The sequence below is a fragment of the Microbacterium sulfonylureivorans genome, from assembly GCF_003999995.1.
GTDB classification, from domain to species: Bacteria; Actinomycetota; Actinomycetes; order Actinomycetales; family Microbacteriaceae; genus Microbacterium; species Microbacterium sulfonylureivorans.
Map to the genome: position 1 here is coordinate 759,428 of NZ_RJAD01000001.1, position 20,027 is coordinate 779,454.

Annotated in this window: 7 protein-coding genes; 3 read left to right on the plus strand and 4 right to left on the minus strand. The window is 69.9% G+C overall.

Features of this window, described 5'->3' with window-relative positions:
- Positions 1-166: 166 nt before the first annotated feature.
- Complete coding sequence (locus EER34_RS03490; RefSeq protein ID WP_127473166.1) at positions 167-4,381, minus strand: beta-L-arabinofuranosidase domain-containing protein; 4,215 nt, start codon at positions 4,379-4,381, stop codon at positions 167-169.
- 215 nt (positions 4,382-4,596) lie between these two features.
- Here EER34_RS03490 and EER34_RS03495 point away from each other — a divergent pair, with 215 nt between their 5' ends.
- A complete protein-coding gene (locus tag EER34_RS03495) occupies positions 4,597-7,293 on the plus strand; it encodes a LamG-like jellyroll fold domain-containing protein (RefSeq protein ID WP_127473167.1) in 2,697 nt (898 codons plus the stop codon).
- Positions 7,294-7,690: 397 nt separating this feature from the next.
- Here EER34_RS03495 and EER34_RS03500 read toward each other — a convergent pair whose 3' ends face one another.
- Entirely contained in the window at positions 7,691-11,203 is a 3,513-nt protein-coding gene (locus EER34_RS03500; RefSeq protein WP_127473168.1) for a family 43 glycosylhydrolase, read from the minus strand.
- Between the two features lie 355 nt (positions 11,204-11,558).
- Between EER34_RS03500 and EER34_RS03505 the strand changes: the two genes are divergently transcribed.
- Both EER34_RS03505 and EER34_RS03510 read left to right on the plus strand, forming a co-directional pair.
- Positions 11,559-14,483, plus strand: coding sequence for an immunoglobulin-like domain-containing protein (locus EER34_RS03505; RefSeq protein WP_127473169.1), 2,925 nt, complete (start codon positions 11,559-11,561; stop codon positions 14,481-14,483).
- 189 nt (positions 14,484-14,672) lie between these two features.
- The gene (locus tag EER34_RS03510; protein ID WP_127474267.1) at positions 14,673-15,593 is read left to right on the plus strand and encodes an oxygenase MpaB family protein; all 921 of its coding nucleotides are present in this window, start codon (positions 14,673-14,675) and stop codon (positions 15,591-15,593) included.
- 77 nt (positions 15,594-15,670) lie between these two features.
- On the opposite strand, the gene EER34_RS03515 is transcribed toward EER34_RS03510, so the two are convergent.
- Both EER34_RS03515 and EER34_RS03520 read right to left on the minus strand, forming a co-directional pair.
- The gene (locus tag EER34_RS03515) at positions 15,671-17,653 is read right to left on the minus strand and encodes an OmpL47-type beta-barrel domain-containing protein (protein ID WP_164743433.1); all 1,983 of its coding nucleotides are present in this window, start codon (positions 17,651-17,653) and stop codon (positions 15,671-15,673) included.
- A 25-nt stretch (positions 17,654-17,678) separates the two neighbouring features.
- The gene (locus EER34_RS03520; RefSeq protein ID WP_127473171.1) at positions 17,679-19,988 is read right to left on the minus strand and encodes a glycoside hydrolase family 127 protein; all 2,310 of its coding nucleotides are present in this window, start codon (positions 19,986-19,988) and stop codon (positions 17,679-17,681) included.
- Positions 19,989-20,027: the final 39 nt, after the last annotated feature.

A 20,027-nucleotide genomic window follows, 5' to 3' on the forward strand; every position in this document is an offset into this window, starting at 1 on the left:
GGACGCGTGGACCGCGACACCGTGCCTCGACGGGTAGGAGGACGTTCTGAGCATGTTGCACCTTTGCTCGTGATCCGACATCGGATCGCCTGGCTCGTAGTGAATGTTACCGGGAACAGTTAGCGGGAACAAGTACCGAAATGGTTTTCGATATTTCGATCCCGCATCATCCGCAGCTGAGCACGGGATAGGCGGCGGTCGAGGTCACCGAGACCGCCTGACCGTCGACCGTCGCCGACCCGACCACGGTCGCGGTTCCCGCGGCGAGGTACGCGGTGCGCGTCGTGAATGCCGCCGCGGTGGTCTTGCCCGCAGCGAGTGTCGCGATCTGCTTCGAGCCGTACGCGGTCGAGATCGTCAGCGCCACGGGGACGTCCGACGCGTTGGACGCCTGCACGGTCAGCACCGCCTTGCCCGCCACGCAGCGTGCCGAGGCGACGGCGGTCACCGTCAGCGGCGGAGCGGGATCCTCCCGCACGATCTCGATGCGGTAGGTCGCCGTGGTGGTGTGATCCTGCGCGGTCGCCCGGAGAGTGAGCACCGTGGGCGCATCGCCCTCCGCGAGCGCGACGGTCCGCGGCAGCGTGTCGTCGATCAGGATGTCGCCGACGAACACCAGTCCGCTCGGAACAGCGGGATCGGCGTCGAACGTGGCGGTCGTCGCGTCCTCGGGCACGGTGGCGGTGTACGCGTAGACGCCGTCCGTCAGCGCCGGGGCGAGCACACCGTCCTCGAACGAGAGACCGGTGAGATCGGCATCCGTCCCGTACGTCGTCTTCGAGGTCGTGTAGACGCCGAACACCCCGCCGACGTAGCTCGTTCCGTTGCCCTGGAAGCGCACCGTCACGACCGGGATCTTCTCGCCGTCCTCGTCGAGGACGTAGTCGCCGTTCTGGTTCCGCTTGTAGCTGTCGGTCGCCTCGATGCCGTCCAGCACCGCCGCCGGGATCTCGTCGTACTGGATGTAGAAGCTCGTCGCTCCGTTGGCGTTGGTCACACGCTCGTGCTTGAGGAGCACGTCGTTGACGTAGACGTCGAACGTGCGCCCGTTGTCTCCCCCGAAGTAGCGCACCCCGAGGTAGTTCTTCGGAAGCGTCGGATCGACGATCATGTCGTACTGGAAGTACGCGTCGGTCGCGATCTGGCCGTCGCGGTATCCCTCGCCCAGCCAGACGCCGACGCCGGACTTGTTGAACTCGTAGTTCTTGTCGGCCTCGCTGTTGTTGTTGTCGAACGACGTGAGCGAGTCGATCGTCGTCTCGTCGATGCGCAGCTGCTCCTTGCCCTTGCGGATGAGCGCCTGCGCCTCGGCGGAGTCGGGCTGTGCAAGGTTCATGTATGTCGCATAGCGTGCGTCGTACAGCGAGTAGTACGGCTCGAAGGTGAGGGCCTCGGATGCCGCATCCACACCCTGCAGCTTGAACCGCATCGTCTCGATGCCGTTGGCGTTCACGCCGTCGGCGATGCGCACCAGGTTGTCGGCGATGCCGGCCTTGAACGCCTCGGCGTCGGCCGTGACGATGTTGTTGTTCACGGACTTGTCGGCCTGGCTCATGCGCACGAGCACGCCGGCGACGTACGACGCGTCGACGTTGGTGCGGTTGAGCTCCGTCGCCAGCAGCACCGGGCCGTACGTGAAGGCAACCCAGTTCGGGTTCTCGGTGCCGTCGTCGACGGCGACCTCGGCCGGGAGCACGTAGGTGATCTCGTCACCCGCGGCCACCTCGACCGCGAGGTAGCCGTCGGACTCGAGGGACGCGACATCCCGACCCTCGCCGTTCACCGTGAGGGTCGGCGTTCCCGCGACCCAGGCGGGGACGCGCAGCCGAAGGGTCGTGCCGTCGGCGAGCGCGCCGCCGTCGAGGGAATCCACCGAGAAGGTCACGGTGTCGTCGGCCGGGACGTCCGCGGTCTGGCTGAGCCTGAGATTCTGCTCCTCGGAGGTCAGCTCCGACGAGCGGAACATGTTGACGTAGACCGACGAGCCCTTGCGGAAGTAGATCGAGTCGCCGAGCTTGGTGAAGCTCTCGGTCGCCGTTCCGTGGTCGCACCAGAACTCATCGAACGGACGGCCGAAGATCTTCGCGTACCCCGCCGTCTGCGGCTGGAAGTACGTCATCATGCCGGTCTCGGGGTTCTGCGACGCGAGGATCGTGTTGATGTACGTCGACTCGTAGAAGTCCGCGTACTTCACGTCGGGGTCGACTTGGAACAGCGCCCGCGACAGCTTGAGCATGTTGTACTCGTTGCAGCCCTCGGAGGTCGAGTTCTCGCCGTAGCCGGACGTCGTTCCGCTCGTCGCGTGCTCGTACAGCGTCTCGGGCGCGTGGAAGTGCTCGGAGTAGCTGTTGCCACCGTTGGCGTAGGTGTGGTCGTCGACCACCATCTGCCAGAAGTTCTCCGCCGCGGTGCGGTACATCCCGAGACTGCTCTTCTCCGCCGCCGTCAGCGTCGCGTAGAGGTGCGGGTTGTCGGTGAAGACGGTGTAGCGCTTGAGGGCGCCGATGAGCTTCGGGATGGTCGTGTTCGCGTGCTTGCCGTTGAGCACGTCCTGCCCGGCGGCGAGCTGCTGGAACAGCGTGACCTCGTCGAAGTACTCGGCCGCGCGCTTGTGGACCGGGTTCTCGGTGATGCTGTAGAGCTCGTACAGCGCCTCGTTCATGCCGCCGTACTCGGTCGCCAGGATGCTCGAGGGGTTCGCCTGACGCCCGGCCCAGTCGCGCACCCAGGTGCCGAACCCGCTCGCGACGGCGAGCGCCTTGGCGGACACCGCCTCGGGAGCCTGCTGGTGGGCGTCGAGGAGCCCCGCCAGCACCTTATGCAGGTTGTAGAACGGGACGAGGAGCCCGGAGCCGCCGCTGGGCAGCACGCTCGTCGCGAACGGCGCCACGTAGCCGGCGTTCGCCGGGTCGAGCAGTGCGTACGCCTTCTGGGCGCGGTCGAGCCCGTCGACCGCGGTCGTCAGCTTGGCGAGCAGCTGGGCCTTGATCGCGGCGTCGGTCGTCGTCGCATACGACTGCGAGAGCGCCGAGATGTAGTGGCCGAAGAAGTGCCCCTGGAAGCGGGTGCCGCTGGTGCGCTCCCACCCGCCGTAGGGCTGCGCCGTCGTGGGGAGGCCCGCCTGCGTATAGAAGGAGTACAGGAAGCGCTCGGGATCGAGACTCAGCAGGTACTCGATCATCTTCTCGTTGCTGTTCATGAGGTACGGGTCCTCGAGCAGCACCTCGCTGAGCTGGGTCTCCTCGAGATAGATCGAGGTCGACGCGCCCTCCTGGGGGACGGTGACCTCGAAGGTCTTCGTCACGGGTGCACTTCCTCCATAGGTCGCCGTCGCGGTGAGCGTCACCGTCGCGTCGGACGAGTCGGGCCGCGTGACGGACGCCGCGCCGTCCTCGATCGAGATGACGTCGCTGTCGGAGGACTCCCACGCGATGGTGGAGCCGTTCACCGAATCGGTCGGGAGTCCGAAGTCGGCGGCGACACTCGAGGGCACCGACAGACCGTCGAGTGCGCTCTGCGCGACGGTGGAGGGATCGAACGCCGGGTCGCCCTGCTGTGTGAGGGAGACGACATCCGCCACCGTGGCGACGCCGTTGTACAGCGTGTAGTCGTCGAGCAGGCCGTTGACGTGCGCGCCGTTGTACTGCGGCCCGTTGTAGCCGAGCGTCTTCACGGTCGTGCTCTCGCCCGTGATCACGCCGGTGGCGGTGCCGGTCGCCGCGTTCTTCACGGTCGAGATCTGGCGGACGCCGTTGCGGTAGAACGTCACGCCTTTGGTCGCCTTGTCGTACGTCACGACGACGTGGGTCCACTGACCTGTCGGGAAGAAGCCCGCCCGCGCGGTGTCGACCGCGACCTTGTAGGGCTGGCCGGATGCCGGACCCACCGAGAGCACGAGCGGCGACGCGTCGCTCTCCGACGTGAGGTACCAGCCGGCCGAGTTGTACGGCAGCTTGCTCCACGCGAACACCTGCTCACCGGTCATGGTCGCGTTCGGCTTGAACCAGAACGACACGGTGAGGTCTGCCGGCTGAAGGTACGCGGCGGTGCCGAGACGGATGGCGTTCGTGCCGTTCAGGTTGAACGCCTGCCCGCGCACGCCCGTGCCGTAGGCCGCCGATCCCTTCTGCATCGTCACGGCGGCCGCGTTCGAGCTGGTGTCGGCGAGGTCACCGTCGAACCGGAGGTCGAGCACCTTCGCCGACTCGATGGACAGGGGCGCCGCGAGCGCCGCGGCGGGGGCGACGAACGCCAGACCGCCGGCGGCGAGGAGGGTCGCGGTGGCGAGCGCCACCGCCTTGCGGAGCTTGTGCACGCGGGCGCCGCCCCCGGCGTCTGCCGCCGTCGCAGCGTCCCGTGAGAGCGTGTGCTTCCTCGCCATGGTCAGGGCCCCTTCGTCCTGTCCCATCGCGCGCGCTGCTGTTAGCGCTATCAGATGGGTTGGGACAATTGTTAGCGCGCACTACCGCGCGTGTCAAGCATCGGGGCAAAGGAAGGACAACCCTTGCCCGAGCGCGAAGTGAGCGCTAACATTCCCCCGCGCCTCCCGCACGACTCTCGTGCTTCGACCCGGCCGCGCACAGCAAAGGAGCTGGAGTGAACCCCACGCCTCGATCTGCCTCGCTCACTCGACGCCGCAGCCCCGGGCGCCGCGCCGTGGCCGCTCTGGTCGGCGCCGCGCTCGTCACCGCCGCGCTGGTCCCGCTCGGCGGAGCCGCCGCGGCAGGCGCGACCGCCGCGGCACCCACCTCCGGGCTTCTCGCCGAGTACCTCTTCGATCAGACGGCGGGTGCCAGCATCCCGAACCGCGTCAGCGGCGGTGCCGCCGCCGCCGTCGTCAACGGCACCGACGCGCAGTGGACGGGATCATCTCTGGTGCTCGCGGGCGGAGCGAAGACGAGCGCGAGCGCGAACTGGGTGCGCCTGCCCGACAACATCCTCAGCGGCAAGACCTCGGCGACCGTCACGATCGAGACGAAGCTCGACCTGACCATGAAGAGCAATTGGAACTTCCTCTGGAACATCGGCAGCGACTCGACGACGCAGTACTACTTCGCCTCGGTGCGCGACAACCCTCGCACGACGATCACGACCAACGGCGGTGGCGGCGAGGTCAACGCCCGCTCCGGCGCCGCTCTGGATGCCGACCGCTGGTACAGCCTGACGTCGGTCATCGACGGCGCGGCCGGTCACATCACGTTCTATGTCGACGGCGTGCAGGTCGCCCGCACCAGCACGACCCTGACCCCGGCATCCATCACCGATCAGACGCTCAACGCGATCGGCCGGGCTCCGTACCCCGACCCGATGTACAAGGGCGAGGTGTCGACGTTCCGCGTGTACGACCGTGCCCTCACGGCCGCCGAGGTGACCGACGTGTCGGTGGCGGATGCCGCCATCCATGCCGCATCGTTCCAGCAGGCGGCGCAGACCGTCGCCGACGGGGTCGCCGCCGTGACGTTCGACGAGGCCGTCACGACCCTCCCCACCTACGGTGGACGCGTGACCTGGTCGTCCGGCGATCCTGCGATCGAGATCGGCGCCGACGGCGTCACGGCCACCGCCGAGCAGCCCGCGGCGGGCGGGCAGCCGCTCGAGACCACGCTCACCGCGACCGCCACGGTGCGCGGCGCGACCGCGACGCGTCAGGTCCCGGTCACGGTGCAGCCGGAGGCTGCGGCCGAGGACGCGTTCGGCTACGCCATGGTCCACTTCATCGAGGACTCCGCGGGCTACGCCGAGAAGATCTACCTCGATGTCTCGCGCGGCGACGACCCCGAGCAGTGGGACCCGCTCAACGCGGGCCGGCCGATCCTGGCGTCCGACCTCGGCACGACCGGCATCCGCGACCCCTACCTGACCTACAACCCCGAGACCGAGACGTACTACATCATCGCCACCGATCTGCGGGTCTTCGGCGGCGACCGCGGCGTGACCGGCTGCACCGAGTGGTGCCACTGGAGCTCGAAGGGCAGCACCAAGCTCAACGTCTGGGAGTCCAAGGACCTCGTGACGTGGAGCGATCTGCGACAGTTCGACGTCGCACTGTCCGACGGCGCGAAGGTCGGAGAGTTCGGCATGGCGTGGGCGCCCGAGGCCACGTGGGTCGACGACTACTACCCCGACGGCAGCGGCGCGTTCGTCGTGTACTGGTCGTCGAACGTGTACGCGAACGCCGAGCACACCGGATCGTCGTACTCCCGCATCCTGTGGGGCGCGACGCCGGACTTCAGCCAGGAGTCGTACGAGTACGGCGGGGTGTTCATCGATGCGGGCGGCAACACCATCGACACGACGATCATCCAGAACGACGGCAAGACCTACCGCATCACCAAGGACAACTCGGCCGGCAAGGGCATCTACCTCGAGTCGACGCCGGCGGCGGAGTGGTGGAAGCCCGCGGCGACATGGACGCAGCTGCAGACGCGCATCGGCGCGGTGTGGGCAGGCGGGAACGCCGGCGGCGTGGAGGGCCCCGCGGTCTTCCAGCGCCACGGCGAGGACAAGTGGTACCTCTACGTCGACGTCATCCCGTCGACCGGATACCGTCCGATGGAGACGACGGACCTCGACGCCGGCTTCACGCAGCTCGTGAGCAGCAGCTTCTTCATGGCGCCGAGCACCAAGCACGGCGGCATCGTCGGGCTCACGAAGGCACAGTACGACGAGATCCGTGAAGCGGATGCCGCGACCGCCGTCGTGACCGACCTGGGCGCCGTCGAGGTCGAGGCCGACAGCACGTCCGACGCGGTGCGCGCGGAGCTGCCGGCCGAAGCCGACGTGGAGCTCGCCTACGGTCGAGGGACGGCGTCGCAGCCCGTGACGTGGGATCTGTCCGACGTCGACACGTCCGAGGCCGGCACATACGAAGTGACCGGCACGGTGCGCACGATCGGCGCGAACCCCAATCAGTGGGTCGGCACCGGCGGCTCGACGGCGTGGAACGCACCGGGCAAGGCGCTGTACAGCTCGACCGCGGTCACGGTGACGGCCGACGTCGTCGTCGCCGCCCCCGTGCTTCCGGTCACCGTGACCGCCGACACGCGCTGCATCGCCGGCAAGGTCACGCTCACGGTCAAGGCGACGAACGACGGCGCGGCGCCGGTGGCGCTGGAGGTGTCGACGACGTACGGCTCGAAGTCGATCGCGGTCGTGCAGCCCGGCAACGGCACCGCCGCCGCGTTCTCGACCCGTCAGGGCTCGATCACCGGCGGCACCGTGACGGTCGACGTCACCGCCGCGGGTGACAGCGCCGAGGCATCCGCTTCCTACGCAGCCGCTGCCTGCGGCTAGGCCGCGGACAGATGCCCGAGCGCCCCGTCGACCTCGGTCGGCGGGGCGCTCGCGTTGCACCGTGTCGAGCCCTCCGGGTCGCGGGCGTTCGGCGTTGCGTCGTGTCGAGCCGGCGGGCACAGAATCAGACCGCGAGCCGGACACGCCGACCTGGCCGCGCCGCATCCGGCGTGTCGACGACGATGTCCGACGCCGTGCATGCCCGCGCACGGGCGGACCGGTCGCCGAGCGGGCGGACGGGACGACGCCCGCGCCCTCGAGACGCCTTCGTCGCGTCGCTGCGCTCCTCCCTCAGCGAGCCACCGCTCCCGGTCGTTGAGCGCGCGACAGCGCGCCGCGGGGTGTGTCGTCACCCGCGGCGCGCGTCGCGACGGCCGCGCAGGGCGGCCGGGTCAGGTCACCCGCACGAGGCGGGCGCGGTGCTCATCTCCGTGGTGTCGGTCACCGGAGAGCCGCCGACGGTGGCCGATGCCGTGAGTGTGATCGACCCCGTGGGGATCGCCTGCAGGCGCGTCGTGAAGGTCGCCGACGAGGTCTTCCCCGCCGGCACAGATGCGAACGTCTTCGTGCCGTACGGCCCTACGGCGGTGATCGCCACCGGCACGTCGTCCGCGTTCGACACGGAGAGGGTCTGAACGACCTTTCCGGCGACGCAGCGCGCGCCGACGACCGCGGTCACGTCGAGCTCCGGCGCAGGGTCGGCCACCACCTCGACCGTCACCGAGACGGTCCGGTTGTCGGGAGCCACCTCCTCGTCGCCCTCCATGTCGAAGACCGGCAGGCCGTCGGCGGCCCAGTGGACCCGACGCACGAACATGTCGCGGCCGGACAGCCCGTTGTTGTCGGTGCGGGCATGGAACACGTAGAGGAGGTTGTCGTCCTCGTCGTGGGACCACATGCCATGACCCGTGCCGAGCTGCCAGGCCCCGTTGAAGACGCCCGACTTCTGGATGGGGTAGTTGAGCTTCGACCACGCGGCGGGATCGGTGAGGTCGACCCCGGCTCCCGCCGTGGCGGTCGCGAGGCCGGTGGTGTAGCTGTCGCCGACCGTGGATCCGGAGTAGATCAGGTTCAGCACACCGTCGTGGGCGAACACGTTCGGCCCCTCGGCGATCGTGTTGTCCCATGCGTACTCCGGCGCGAGGATGCGCACGGGCTCCGACGTGAGGCGGGTCGGGTTGGCCGGATCCATCTTCGCGATGAACAGCGAGCCGAGCATCTGCCAGATGTAGTACGACTGCCCGGAGTCCTCCAGGTACGTCATGTCCAGCGAGATCCCCTGCACCGTGTTGAGCGCGCCGCCGCCCGAGCGGAGCACCTTCTGCGGCTTGCTCCAGTTCGCGGGGACGGCCGGATCCAGGTCGTCGCCCGCGGCATCCTGCTCCAGCTGCATGATGCTCGCACGGCCGGTCCACATGTCGGGCTGCCCGTTCGAGCCGTTGTAGCAGGGCATGAAGAGGATCGAGAGCCTCCCGCCGATGACGTGGTACTCCGGAGCCCAGAAGCATCCGGTCATGACACCGCCGTCGGCGTCCGTGTCGCCCCGGCGCAGCAGGTCGATCTCGACGTTGCGGCCCGCGTCGATCGCCTCATCCGAGAGGTCCTCGATGCTGTCGGCGATGCGGATGGGCATGTGCCCGCCGCCCTGGGGGTTGATGTTGCCGCCGTAGATGTCCTCGGTGGCGATCATCAGGAACTTCTCCTGGCCGTTCCAGTCGTAGCGGAACACCGACGGGTCGGCCCGCTCGTCCGCGAACGGCGTGGCGTACTCCGTCTGCTTCACGCGGCCTGTGACCTCGTAGGTTCCGGGGGCGCCGGTGTCGACCGCGTCGACGGATGCCGCGTCCCACGCGATGGCACGCGAGGCGTCGGAGCCGTCGTCGTACGCCAGCTGGACACGCTGCGGCAGGTCGGCCGCGCCGAACGCGTCGCCCTCGTCGATCGTGACGTCGTCGAGCTCGGCCACCCCGGTGTTGAGGATGCGGCCGAAGCGCACCTGGAGGGCTTCGACCGTGTCGGCCTCGACGGGAAGCGCGTTGCCGGTCGAGTAGTTCGGGATGCCGGTGCCGGCGGCACCCGCCGTGGCCTCGATCGTCCCGCGCTGCTCCGCCGTGCGGCCGACGCCGCCGGCCAGCTCGGTGAACGTCGTGTACATCGCCGCGCCCGCGTCGGATGTCCAGCTGACCACGTACCGGTCGGCGGCGGTGTCGTAGACGGCAGCCGGCTGGTTCACGCCGCTCGTGACACCGAGGTCGATCATGCCGACCTCCTCGTACGAGCGCAGATCTGCCGTCCGCGCGAACAGCACGCGCGAGGTCTGGGTGCCGTCGGAGGCGCCGCCGCGTGCGGTGCGCGTGGCCACGACGCCGAACCCGCCGTCGGCGAGGCGGAAGAGGTGCGGGTCCTTGAGACTCCGGATGATGCCCTCGCTCGTGCCGTTCGCCGGCGGCGGCGTGGACGTCTTGGCGAAGAAGATGCCGTAGTTCTCGTTCAGCGGAGTCCAGCCGTCGCCGTCATCCAGCGCGAGGTGCATGCTGAGCGCGACGTCGGCGTTGTTGGCCTCGGTGACCGACGTGGGAACGCGGCTGTACGCGAGGAGCTGCGATGTCGTGGCGGCCGGAAGCACTCGGACGTCGAAGGTCCGGTCGACCCCGGCGCCGGTCGACTCATCGGTGACGCGGACGGTGATCTCGGCATCCGTCTCGACCTCCGAGTCGGAGACGATCGCGTCGTCGACGGTCACGCCCGCGCTGACGGACGTGACCTCGACGGCGGTGCCGGACGGAGCGGCGGGAAGGGGGGTGCCCGATTCCACGACGGGGGGGATGACGAAGCGGGACGCGAGCCGCGCCGCACGATCTGCCGCGGACTCGGTCGACGGCAGCACCGTCACGGTGATGGTCTTGGTGGCGGTGAAGCCGCGCACCGAGGCGGAGGCGGTGAGCTCGACCTCGACGGCGGGCTGCCCGGCCAGCGGTGCGTTCACGGTGCCGTCGGGGGCGACGATCGACGCGTCGCTCGAGGTCCACGTCACTCGCCCGCTCGCCGTCGGAAGGTCGATGTCGGTCGACGTCTCACGGTCGGCGAGAGCGAGGGCGTCGAGGATCGCCTGTGCCTGCGCCTCGAGCACCGCAGCGTGCGGTGTCGCATCGGCGGCTGAGACGTCGGTGACCTCCGTCGCCGAGAGCGCGCGGTCGTACACGCGGAAGGACGAGATCGCGCCCTGGAAGAGCGGGTCCGGCCACGGCGCGCGGCCGATGGTGTTGAGCGACTGGTCCACCACGTCGCCCGGCGTGAACTCGATCGGGCCGTGAGCGACGCGCGTGCCGTTGAGGAAGAGGGATGCCGTGCCCGCCGCGCCATCGACGACGGATGCCACGTTGACCCACTGGCCCGCGGTGATGCCGCACGAGCTCGACGAGACGAGGCGCTCGACGCCGCCGGCCTTGATGCCGACGAGGGGCGCTCGCCCGGAACCGCAGTTCAGGGAGGCGAAGAAGTACTCGGTCGCCGAAGACTCGTTTCCGATGTTCCAAAGGAAGTGGAAGCCGTTCAGCATCGCCTGCGACGCCTGGACTTCGGCCACGACGGTCGCGGACTCCGCCCCCGCGAGCAGGTCGTCGGGCAGCTCCACCCAGTTGCCCGTCGAGGTCTTGGCGCCCCCGCGGAGGGTGAGGGCGGAACCGGTCCAGTCCGACGGCTGGAGGTTGCGGATCGTCGCCGGCCCGAGGCCCGAGCCGCTCGCGCCGTTGGGCACCTCGCCGCCCGACGCCTGCGAGAAGGCGTAGGCGGCGATGAGGCCTTCGGTGGGCGCATCGGCGGCTGCGGCCGTCACGCCCATGCCGAGGACCATCGCCCCGGCGGCGGTGAAGACCAGTGCGCTTCTTCGAGCGCGTGAAGACAGACTCATATCCACTCTCCGTCAAGTGACTGCACATCATCGAACAGACTGTTATCGCTCACATTAGCGCTAACGCGACGACGGACGACAGGCTTCTTGTGCCCAAACCTCACAATGGGGTGCGTCAAGCATGAGAAGTCTGTTACCGATAACGGTTTCGGTGGACGCACCCTTGACATCAGTCGGGCGCCGGATCTAGCGTGGGGCGATCCGGAGTGTTTCCGGTAACACTGAGAGTCCCGAGACCGCGCAGCCGCGGTTCACAGGATTGCGCGATGACGCACAACGAGTCTGCCGAGACGGCGACGTCCACGGCCTGGGGTTCCTCGCATCGCCGCAATCGACGAGAGCGAGGAAGCAGAGCGTGACAACGCGCAACAGATCCCGATTCCTGGCGAAGGGCGGTGCGGTCGCGACCGCGATCGCCCTCGCCCTCACCGGCGCCGTCGTGCCGACGTCGGCCAACGCCGCCATCAGCGCGCAGCCCCTCATCCACTACAGCTTCGACGCCGCCGCCGGCACCACGATCAGCGACAGCAGCGGCAACGGCCACAACGCCATCCTGCGCCAGAGCGGCGGCAGCGTTTCGGACGGCAGCCTGTCGCTCCCGGGCGGAGCCCGCGGCACCGCGGCGTACCTGGAGATCCCGACCGCGCCCCTCGTGGGCAAGAAGGATCTCACCATCTCGACGTGGCTCTCGCCGCGCTCGGGTGCGGGCAACACAGCGGCCGCGTTCATCGGCGCGCCCGTCGCCTCGGGCGCCTCCTACTCCTCCGGCTACTGGCTGCTCAACCCCGCCAACCCGAGCGGGTATGTGAAGTCCGTCGTCACGGACTCCGTCAACGCCGCTGCTCCCTGGGGCACCGAGGTCGGCCCCGGCGGCACGAACTCGGCCACGACCGGGGCGCGGACTCCGGCTGGCCTCAGCCTCTACACGACCGTCATCGACGGCACGACCGGCCAGCTGCGCGTGTACGTCAACGGCGTCCGCATCGCGCAGAACGCCATCGCACGCGACGTCGCCGCCTTCGGCTCGGCCCTCGTGGCGAGCCTCGGCCGCTCCACCTACAACGACACCAGCTGGAACGGGCTCGTCGACGACTTCGCCGTCTACGCGTCCGCGCTGACCGACGCCGACGTGCAGTCGCTCTACAGCTCTCAGGCGCTCGACCGCGCCGTGGCCGGCGTCTCCGTGCCCGCCTCCGCCACGACCGACTTCACCGTGCCGCTCACGAGCGCCGGCGTCGCCGTGACGTGGACGTCGAACAACCCGGCGATCGCCCTGACCGGCGCGACCGCCGACGTCACGCGGCCCGCCGCGGGCGCAGGCGACGCGACCGTGACGCTGACGGCGACGTTCACCGTGGGCTCCGAGACGCGGACACGCACGTATGCCGTGCTCGTGCCGCAGGAGATCCCCGACGCGGACAAGGTCGCGCAGGACCTGGCCGCGATCGAGATCCTCAACCTCGACGAGATCCGCAGCAACTTCTCCGTGCCCGCCGCGGGTGCGCAGGGTTCGGCGATCGCCTGGACCGTCGCCCCCGCGGGAGCGGCCTACGCCGAGCTGCGCGCCGGCGTGCGGGAGGACTCGCGCACGGTCGAGGTGCAGCGGCCGGCGGCCGGCTCGGACGCCGTCGTCGTCGAGCTCACCGCAACGGCGACCAACGGCTCCGCGTCGGCGAGCCGCACGTTCGCAGCGCGGATCCAGCCGATGCCCGGTGGCACCGACAAGACCGAGGCGTACTTCTGGACCTTCTTCACCGGCGAGGGCCAGGGAGCCGAGCGCGTCAGCATCGCGGCATCCAAGGGCAACGACGCGCTGAGCTGGAACACCCTCAATGGCGGTGAGCCGATCTTCACCTCGACGGTCGGCACGCAGGGCCTGCGCGATCCCTTCATCGTCCGCGCACCCGAGGGCGACAAGTTCTACATGATCGCGACGGACCTGAAGGTCGCCGGTCTCGCCGGCGGCTTCACGACGGCGCAGATCTCGGGCTCGAAGTACATCGAGGTGTGGGAGTCGGACGACCTGGTCACCTGGTCGGCGCAGCGGCACGTGAAGGTGTCGACGGACTTCGCCGGCAACACGTGGGCGCCCGAGGCGTACTGGGACGAGGAGCTCGACACCTTCGTGGTGTTCTGGGCGTCGAACCTCTACCCGACGACCAACGTCGCCGATCGCACCGCGGTCACCTACAACCGCATGATGTACGCGACCACCGACGACTTCGTCACGTTCTCGGAGCCGAGGATCTGGACGGACGTGCCCCGCGGGACCGGTCGAGGCATGATCGACTCGACGGTCGCGAAGGTGGACGGCGTGTACCACCGCTTCACCAAGGACGAGGCGAGCATGACGATCCGTCACGAGAAGTCGACGAACCTGCTCGCGACCATCACCGGCAGCCTTCCGGGCACCACCGGGCCGGCCGACCAGTGGACGCTCGTCAAGGAGCGCGTCGCGAGCGGCCTGCCCAACGGCGAGCCGGGCGGCACCTACTCCAGCGGCGAGGGCGCGAACATCTTCGCCGCCAACGAGGGCGATGTGAACGGGCTCGACTGGTTCCTCTTCATCGACCAGCCGGACTACCACGGCGGACCCAACCACTACGTGCCGTTCGGAACCGACGACCTGAATGACGGCGACGCCTGGCAGGCACTGGGCGCCAAGCTCCGCGTGGGCCTTCCGCAGAACGCCGACGGCGGCAAGCCGCGCCACGGCACCGTCATCCCGGTGACGCGCGCCGAGTACCAGAGGGTGCTCGAGGCGTATGCACCGAACATCGCGGTCGCCTCTGTCGCGGCGATGGACGTGACGACGGTCGCCGGCGTCGCGCCGGTGCTGCCGCAGGCGAAGCTGACCAAGGCCGACGGCTCGCAGCAGACGGTCGCCGTGGCGTGGGATGACGTCGACGCATCGGACTACGCGACCCCCGGCACGTTCACCGTCTCGGGCATCGCGCAGGACGACTCGCGCATGCCGGTCGAGGCGACGGTCACGGTGGAGGCGGCGATCGACGTCGACGTCACGGCCGACTCGCGCTGCGTCGCCGGCAAGGCCACGCTGACTGTGAAGGTCGTCAACACCGGCACGGCGGCCGCACAGCTCGAGGTCTCGACGGCGTACGGCTCGAAGTCCGCCACCGTGGCGGCGGGCAAGTCGGCTTCGTACTCCTTCACCACCCGCGTCGCCCCGCTGCCGGCGGGAGAGGTGAGCGTCGCCGTCGTGCAGGGCGACGGCACCGGCACGGTGACGGCGTCGTACGCCGCGCGCAGCTGCGGCTGAGCGAGCGGATGCCTCGGGCCTAGCTGTACCTGGCCGCTCCGAGGAACCGAGGCCCCGGCGGATCACGCCGGGGCCTCGGTCGCGCGCGGTCGGCCGCCAATGGGCCGAGGGATCCGTCCGCCGTGTCACGCTGGTGGGGTGACGAGGTTCGCCCCTGAGAAGCCCGCCGCGAAGAGCGGCGGGCCCACGATGCGCCTGCGGGCGCGCCTGCTCACGGCGCTGTCGGGCGACCCGGACGGCACTCCCCCGTGGGTGCGGGAGCTCGCCGACGGAGACGACGCCGGATGGTTCGTCGAGGGCGGCCCGGCGTGGACGGTGCACGCCGGCATGGGGACGATGGTCGCCGGCATCCGGGCCCTGCTCATCCAGGCACTGCACCCCGGGGCGCTGGCGGGCGTGCACGACTGGTCGCGCTACCGTGACGACCCGATCGGCCGGCTCACGGGAACCGTGCGCTGGGTCATCTGCCTGACCTACGGATCACGCGCGCAGGCGGAGCGCGAGACCGCGCGCGTGGGCCGGTTCCACCGGCGCGTCGAAGGCACGTACGTCTCCGCCGGCGGCCGCAAGCGCTCGTACTCCGCCGCCGATGCCGACCTCGTCGACTGGGTGCATCTGGCGTTCACCGACGCGTTCCTCACCTGCCACGAGAGGTGGGGGCGACCGATCCCGGGCGGTCCCGACGCGTACGTCGCCGAGTGGGCGACGGCCGGCCGGCTGATGCGCGTGGGCGACCCCCCGCTGACCGAGGCCGACCTGCGGCGCCGCCTCGACGCCCACCTCGACCAGGGCGTGCTCCGGCGCGATGAGCGTGTCGACGACGTCGTGCGCTTCCTGCGACGTCCGCCGTTCCGCGACTCCCCCGCCATGTCGCTGGCGTACCGGGTGCTGTTCGCGAGCGCTGTGGCGACCATTCCCCGGCGGTACCGCAAGCTGCTCGGCCTGCGAAGGACGTGGCTCCCCGTGGTGACGCTCACCCGCGCGATCCTCGCCGTGACCGAGCGGGCGCTGGGTGCAGGCCCCCGCGCGCAGGATTTCGCCCGCCGTCGGCTGCGCCGGCTCGAGAGAGCGGATGCCGCGACCGCCGAACCCCCGGACTCCGGCGTCTGAGCCGCCGGCGTCCGGGCCGCCGGGATGCGGAACGGCCCGCAGTCCGAAGACCGCGGGCCGTCCGTCTGCGCCGCGCGTCAGCCGCAGCTGAACGCGGGGTAGGTCACCGTCCCCTCGTAGATCGCGTCGTCGCCGGCAGATCCGGCGACCGTGATCTCGCCCGCCGGCACACCGAGCGTGCGTGCGGCGAAGGTCGTCGTCGTGGTGCCGCCGGCCTTCAGCGACGCGATCGTCTTCGACCCGTACGCGGACTCGATCGTGACCTCGGCGGCCGTGTCGCCGGCGTTCTTCACCGACACCGCGAGGTACACCTTGCCGGCCACGCACCGCTGGGAGACGCTCGGCTGCAGGTCGAGCGTGTCGCCGACGAGCGTCGGCAGCTCTACCGTGACGTGGGTCTCGACATTGCCCGCGGCATCCTGAGCCTGCACGTGCACGTAGCGGGGCTCCTCGGTGAGCTGCACCGAGAAGGGCTCCTCGTACGTGGCGTACATGTTGTTCGTCTCCCCCGTCGGCGAGCCGTCGGGGCCGTCCGACCACACCGTCCGCGTGACGCCCGAGCCGGGCTCGTCGTCGGTCGGCGTCAGGGTGACGAGAGCGGACGTGCCGTCCACGACGATCCAGTCGATGCCGGTCTCCGGGGCGATCGTGTCGACCTTGATGGTCTCGGATGCCTCCCCCACCGCGTCGTCCTCGCTCGTGGCGCGCGCGCTGACGGTGACCTCGCCCTGCGCCGAGACCTCGAAGGGCTCGTCGTACGAGGTCCAGGTCTCGCCGTCGAGGCTGTACTCGATCGTGGCGACAGGGCTCGCGGTCTCCTCGGCCGCCACGGTCACCGTCGGGGCGGTGGTGTACCAGCCCGATCCCTGCGGCGCCGAGTCGAACTCGATCGACACGATGGGCTCGGTCTGGTCGAGCGGCTCGACCACGAACACGGTCGCGACCGCGCCGGGCTCGTACCCGCCGACAGCGCCCTCGACGTCGAAGATGGCGTCGGCCTCGGCGTAGGCCGAGGGCTCGATCGCGTCCCATTCGACGGCGACGTCGCTGCTCGCCGTGCCGTCGTCGTACGTCGCGTGCACCGTGTCGGGCAGCACCGGCTCGACGCCGGGCGTGGTGATCGTCGCCGCGTAGTCGACGCTCTCGATCACGTCGGAGAACTCGTCGGCGACGGCGACCGAGGCGGTGACGGACTGGCCGTCGTAGCCGGCGGGATCGCCCAGCACCTCGAACTCGCCGGCGGCGGCGTAGCTCGCCGCGGCGACCGGCGCCCACTCGACGTCGACATAGCGGAGCGGCCCGTTCTCGCCGATCACCCAGACCTGCTCGGGCAGGTCGGGAGCGGCTCCGGTCACCGTGCGCACCGCGACCTGCTCGGCGTCGATGAAGGCGTGCGGGTCCTCGGGCTCGGGCTCGACGACCGGAGCGTTCACGCCCCAGACCTCCCACTCGATCACGCTGGTCGCCTTGCGCTGGCCCGAGAAGAGCACCCGGTCGAGCACCAGGCGCACCGCCGTCGTGGTCACGGCGTCGAAGTTCGCCTGCACGACCGGCTGCGAGGTGACGGGCGCCGCGGTGTTCAGCTCCGGGAGCGGGTAGGTCAGGCTCGCGCCGGTCATCGGCGCCCACTCGCCTGCGGCGGTGCGGTACTCGAGCTTCCACGCCGCCGGGATCATCACGCCGGAGTCGCCGCCCGGCGTGAGGTGGTTCTGCCACAGGTAGAGCTTGGAGGAGCTCACCGTGACGGCGTTCTCCCACGTGTACGTGGCGACGTCCTGCGTCGGGCTGCCTGGCGCTCCCCACGTGCCCCACATCGCGGACAGCGTGTTGGTCGGGGCAGAGGCGCCGTTGTTCAGCGCCGCCGACGAGTTCCACCCGGGAACGTAGCTGACCTCGACGGTCGGCGCGTTCTCCCCCGACGCCAGGGCGACGTTGAAGGGCTCGTCGGCGGCGGTCGCCGGCATCCCGGTCGCCGCGGCGCCCGCGAGCGCGAGCGACACCGCCACCAGCACGGCGAGCCTCCTCTTCACACCGGACCTGCCGGAACGAAGCGTGTGCATGGGTTTCCTCTCCATCGTCGACATGTCAGTTGGCCGCGTCGATCGGCGCGCGTCCTGCGGCGAGCAGGATCTTCTGGCGGTTGCGGCTGGTGAGCAGCCCGTCCGCGACATAGGACGCCGTGACCTCCCCGACCGTGTCGAGGAACGCCGACCGATCGGCGAAGGGCGCCTGCTCCCAGATGTCGTCGAGCAGCGTCGAGCCCGATCGGCGGGGGTTCGGCACGCCCGCGTCCCTGCCGGCGAAGGTCACCGTGGGCTCGGTGCGCTGGAAGTACATGTGGTACGCGACATCCCGCCCGTTGTATGCCGGCTCATAGGACTGGCCGCCGATCGTGAACACATTCGCGGCGGTCTTCGAGATGCCCCGCGTGACGTTGCCGGCCAGATCGAGGCGGTCGGCCAGCGAGACCTTGAGATAGCTCGACGCCGAGCTCGTGGCGGTCAGCACCACGGGCCCGTACATGAGCGTCTGGATGTCGGCGCGGTCGGGCGCCGCCTCGACGCGCACGGCGAGCGGGATGCGCACCGTGATCGTGTCCCCGACGACCCACGTGCGTGCGATCGTCGCGTACGTGCCCGGCTCGACGTCCGCGCCCGCGGGCGCCCCGTTGACCTCGATCTCGACGCCCGACGACCAGGACGGGACGCGCAGGTGCACGGTCAGCGGGCCCGACGGCGCCGCCTTCACGGTCAGCGTCGACGTCTCGGCCTCGGGGTACGACGACACCTGCTCGAGCTCGAGCCCGGTCTCGTCCCACGTGAGCGTCGACGCGATGTAGAGATTGACGTACAGCTCGGACTGGTCGGCCGAGCGGAAGTAGATGCCCTCCTGGTACTTCACGTGGCTCTCGAGTCCGGTCCCGCCGCAGCAGGTGCCGATGTTGCCGTTGCCGTACTCCTTGCGCGCGCCGGGGTGCACCGGGAACATGTACAGGTTCTCGGGGCCGGAGGTGGACTCCTGGTTGCGCCGGCCGCCGAGGATGTGGTTGAGCACGGTGCGTTCGTAGTAGTCCATGTACTTCGGGTCCTGCACGTTGAAGAACAGGTAGCTCGCGACCTTGAGCATGTTGTACGCGGCGCACGACTCGGCGTTGCGCGGGCCGATGTCACCCGCGACCGCACCGGCGGGCCCCCACAGCTCGCCCTCCCCTGTGCCGCCGTGGGCGTAGGACCGGCCGGGAACGACCATGTCGTAGAAGCCCCTGGTGGCGTCGAGGTAGTGGTCGTCGCCGGTCTCGGCGGCGAGCTTGATGTACCCGGGGAACTGCGGGATGTGCTGGTTGGCATGCTTGCCGTTGAGCGTGTCCGTTCCCGCGGCGCACGCGTCGACGAGGGTGTGCAGCGTGAAGAGCTTCGCCGCATCGAGGAACTCGCTCTTCTGCGGGTCGGCCGAGCGCCAGTAGAGCTCGACGAGCACCTCGTTCATGCCGCCGTACTCGCCGGCGATGTATGAGCCCCACATGCGCGCGAGCTGTGCCGGCGTGCACTGCGACAGACGGCTGAAGACCCAGTGCCCGATGCCCTCGGCGAGGGCGAGCGCCTGGTCGCTGCCGGCGAGGGCGTGGGCGTCGAGGAGCCCCGCGAGGATCTTGTGGAGTGTGTAGTACGGCGCCCAGATCTCGCCGTAGGGCGCGAACTCCTCGAGGGCCGAGAACTGCCACTCGCCGTAGGCGGACAGGAACCCGGGGTGCGAGTAGCGCGGCGCACCCTCGAACTGCTGCGCGGCGAGCGCGGCGCGACACTCCTCGAGCCCGGCGACGATCGCGTTCACCTTGTTGAGCAGGGCGAGCTCCCCGGTCGCGGCGTAGGCCATCGAGATGCCGCTCAGGAAGTGGCCGCCGTAGTGGCCGCGGAGGCATCCGCCGGCTCCGGCCGTGTTCTGGCCGCGAGTGTACTCGGCCGGTCCCCAGCGCTGGGCGTCGGGGTTGGGGCCGAACTCCTCCCAGCCACCCGGCGGAGTGGCTCCGTTGGTGGGGAGTCCGGCGTTGCGGCGGAAGACGGCGAGGATCTTGTCGACCGAGTACGCGCGATACAGCACGAGGTGCTGGTCGAGCGCCCGGGTGAACACGCTCTGGCCCAGCGCGACCGAGGTCAGCGGGAACGGCCGCACGCTCCATGCGTCGGGGTAGACCAGTGTCTGGCCGGCGCGCACCACCTGTGCCGAGCGGGCGATGCCGGCCGCGCGGAAGGGAGCGGCGCTCTCACGCGCCGCGGAGGCGGCGCGTGCCTGGGTCGGGTCGAGGATCGCGACCGCGGCGGCCATGCCGGCGAGCGCGATACCTCCTCCGACGACGACTTTGCGTCGTGAGATCCCGGTGTCGATTTCGGGTGTCATCGTGATTCCTTTCAGTGGGGCGGAGAGGACGGATGCCGG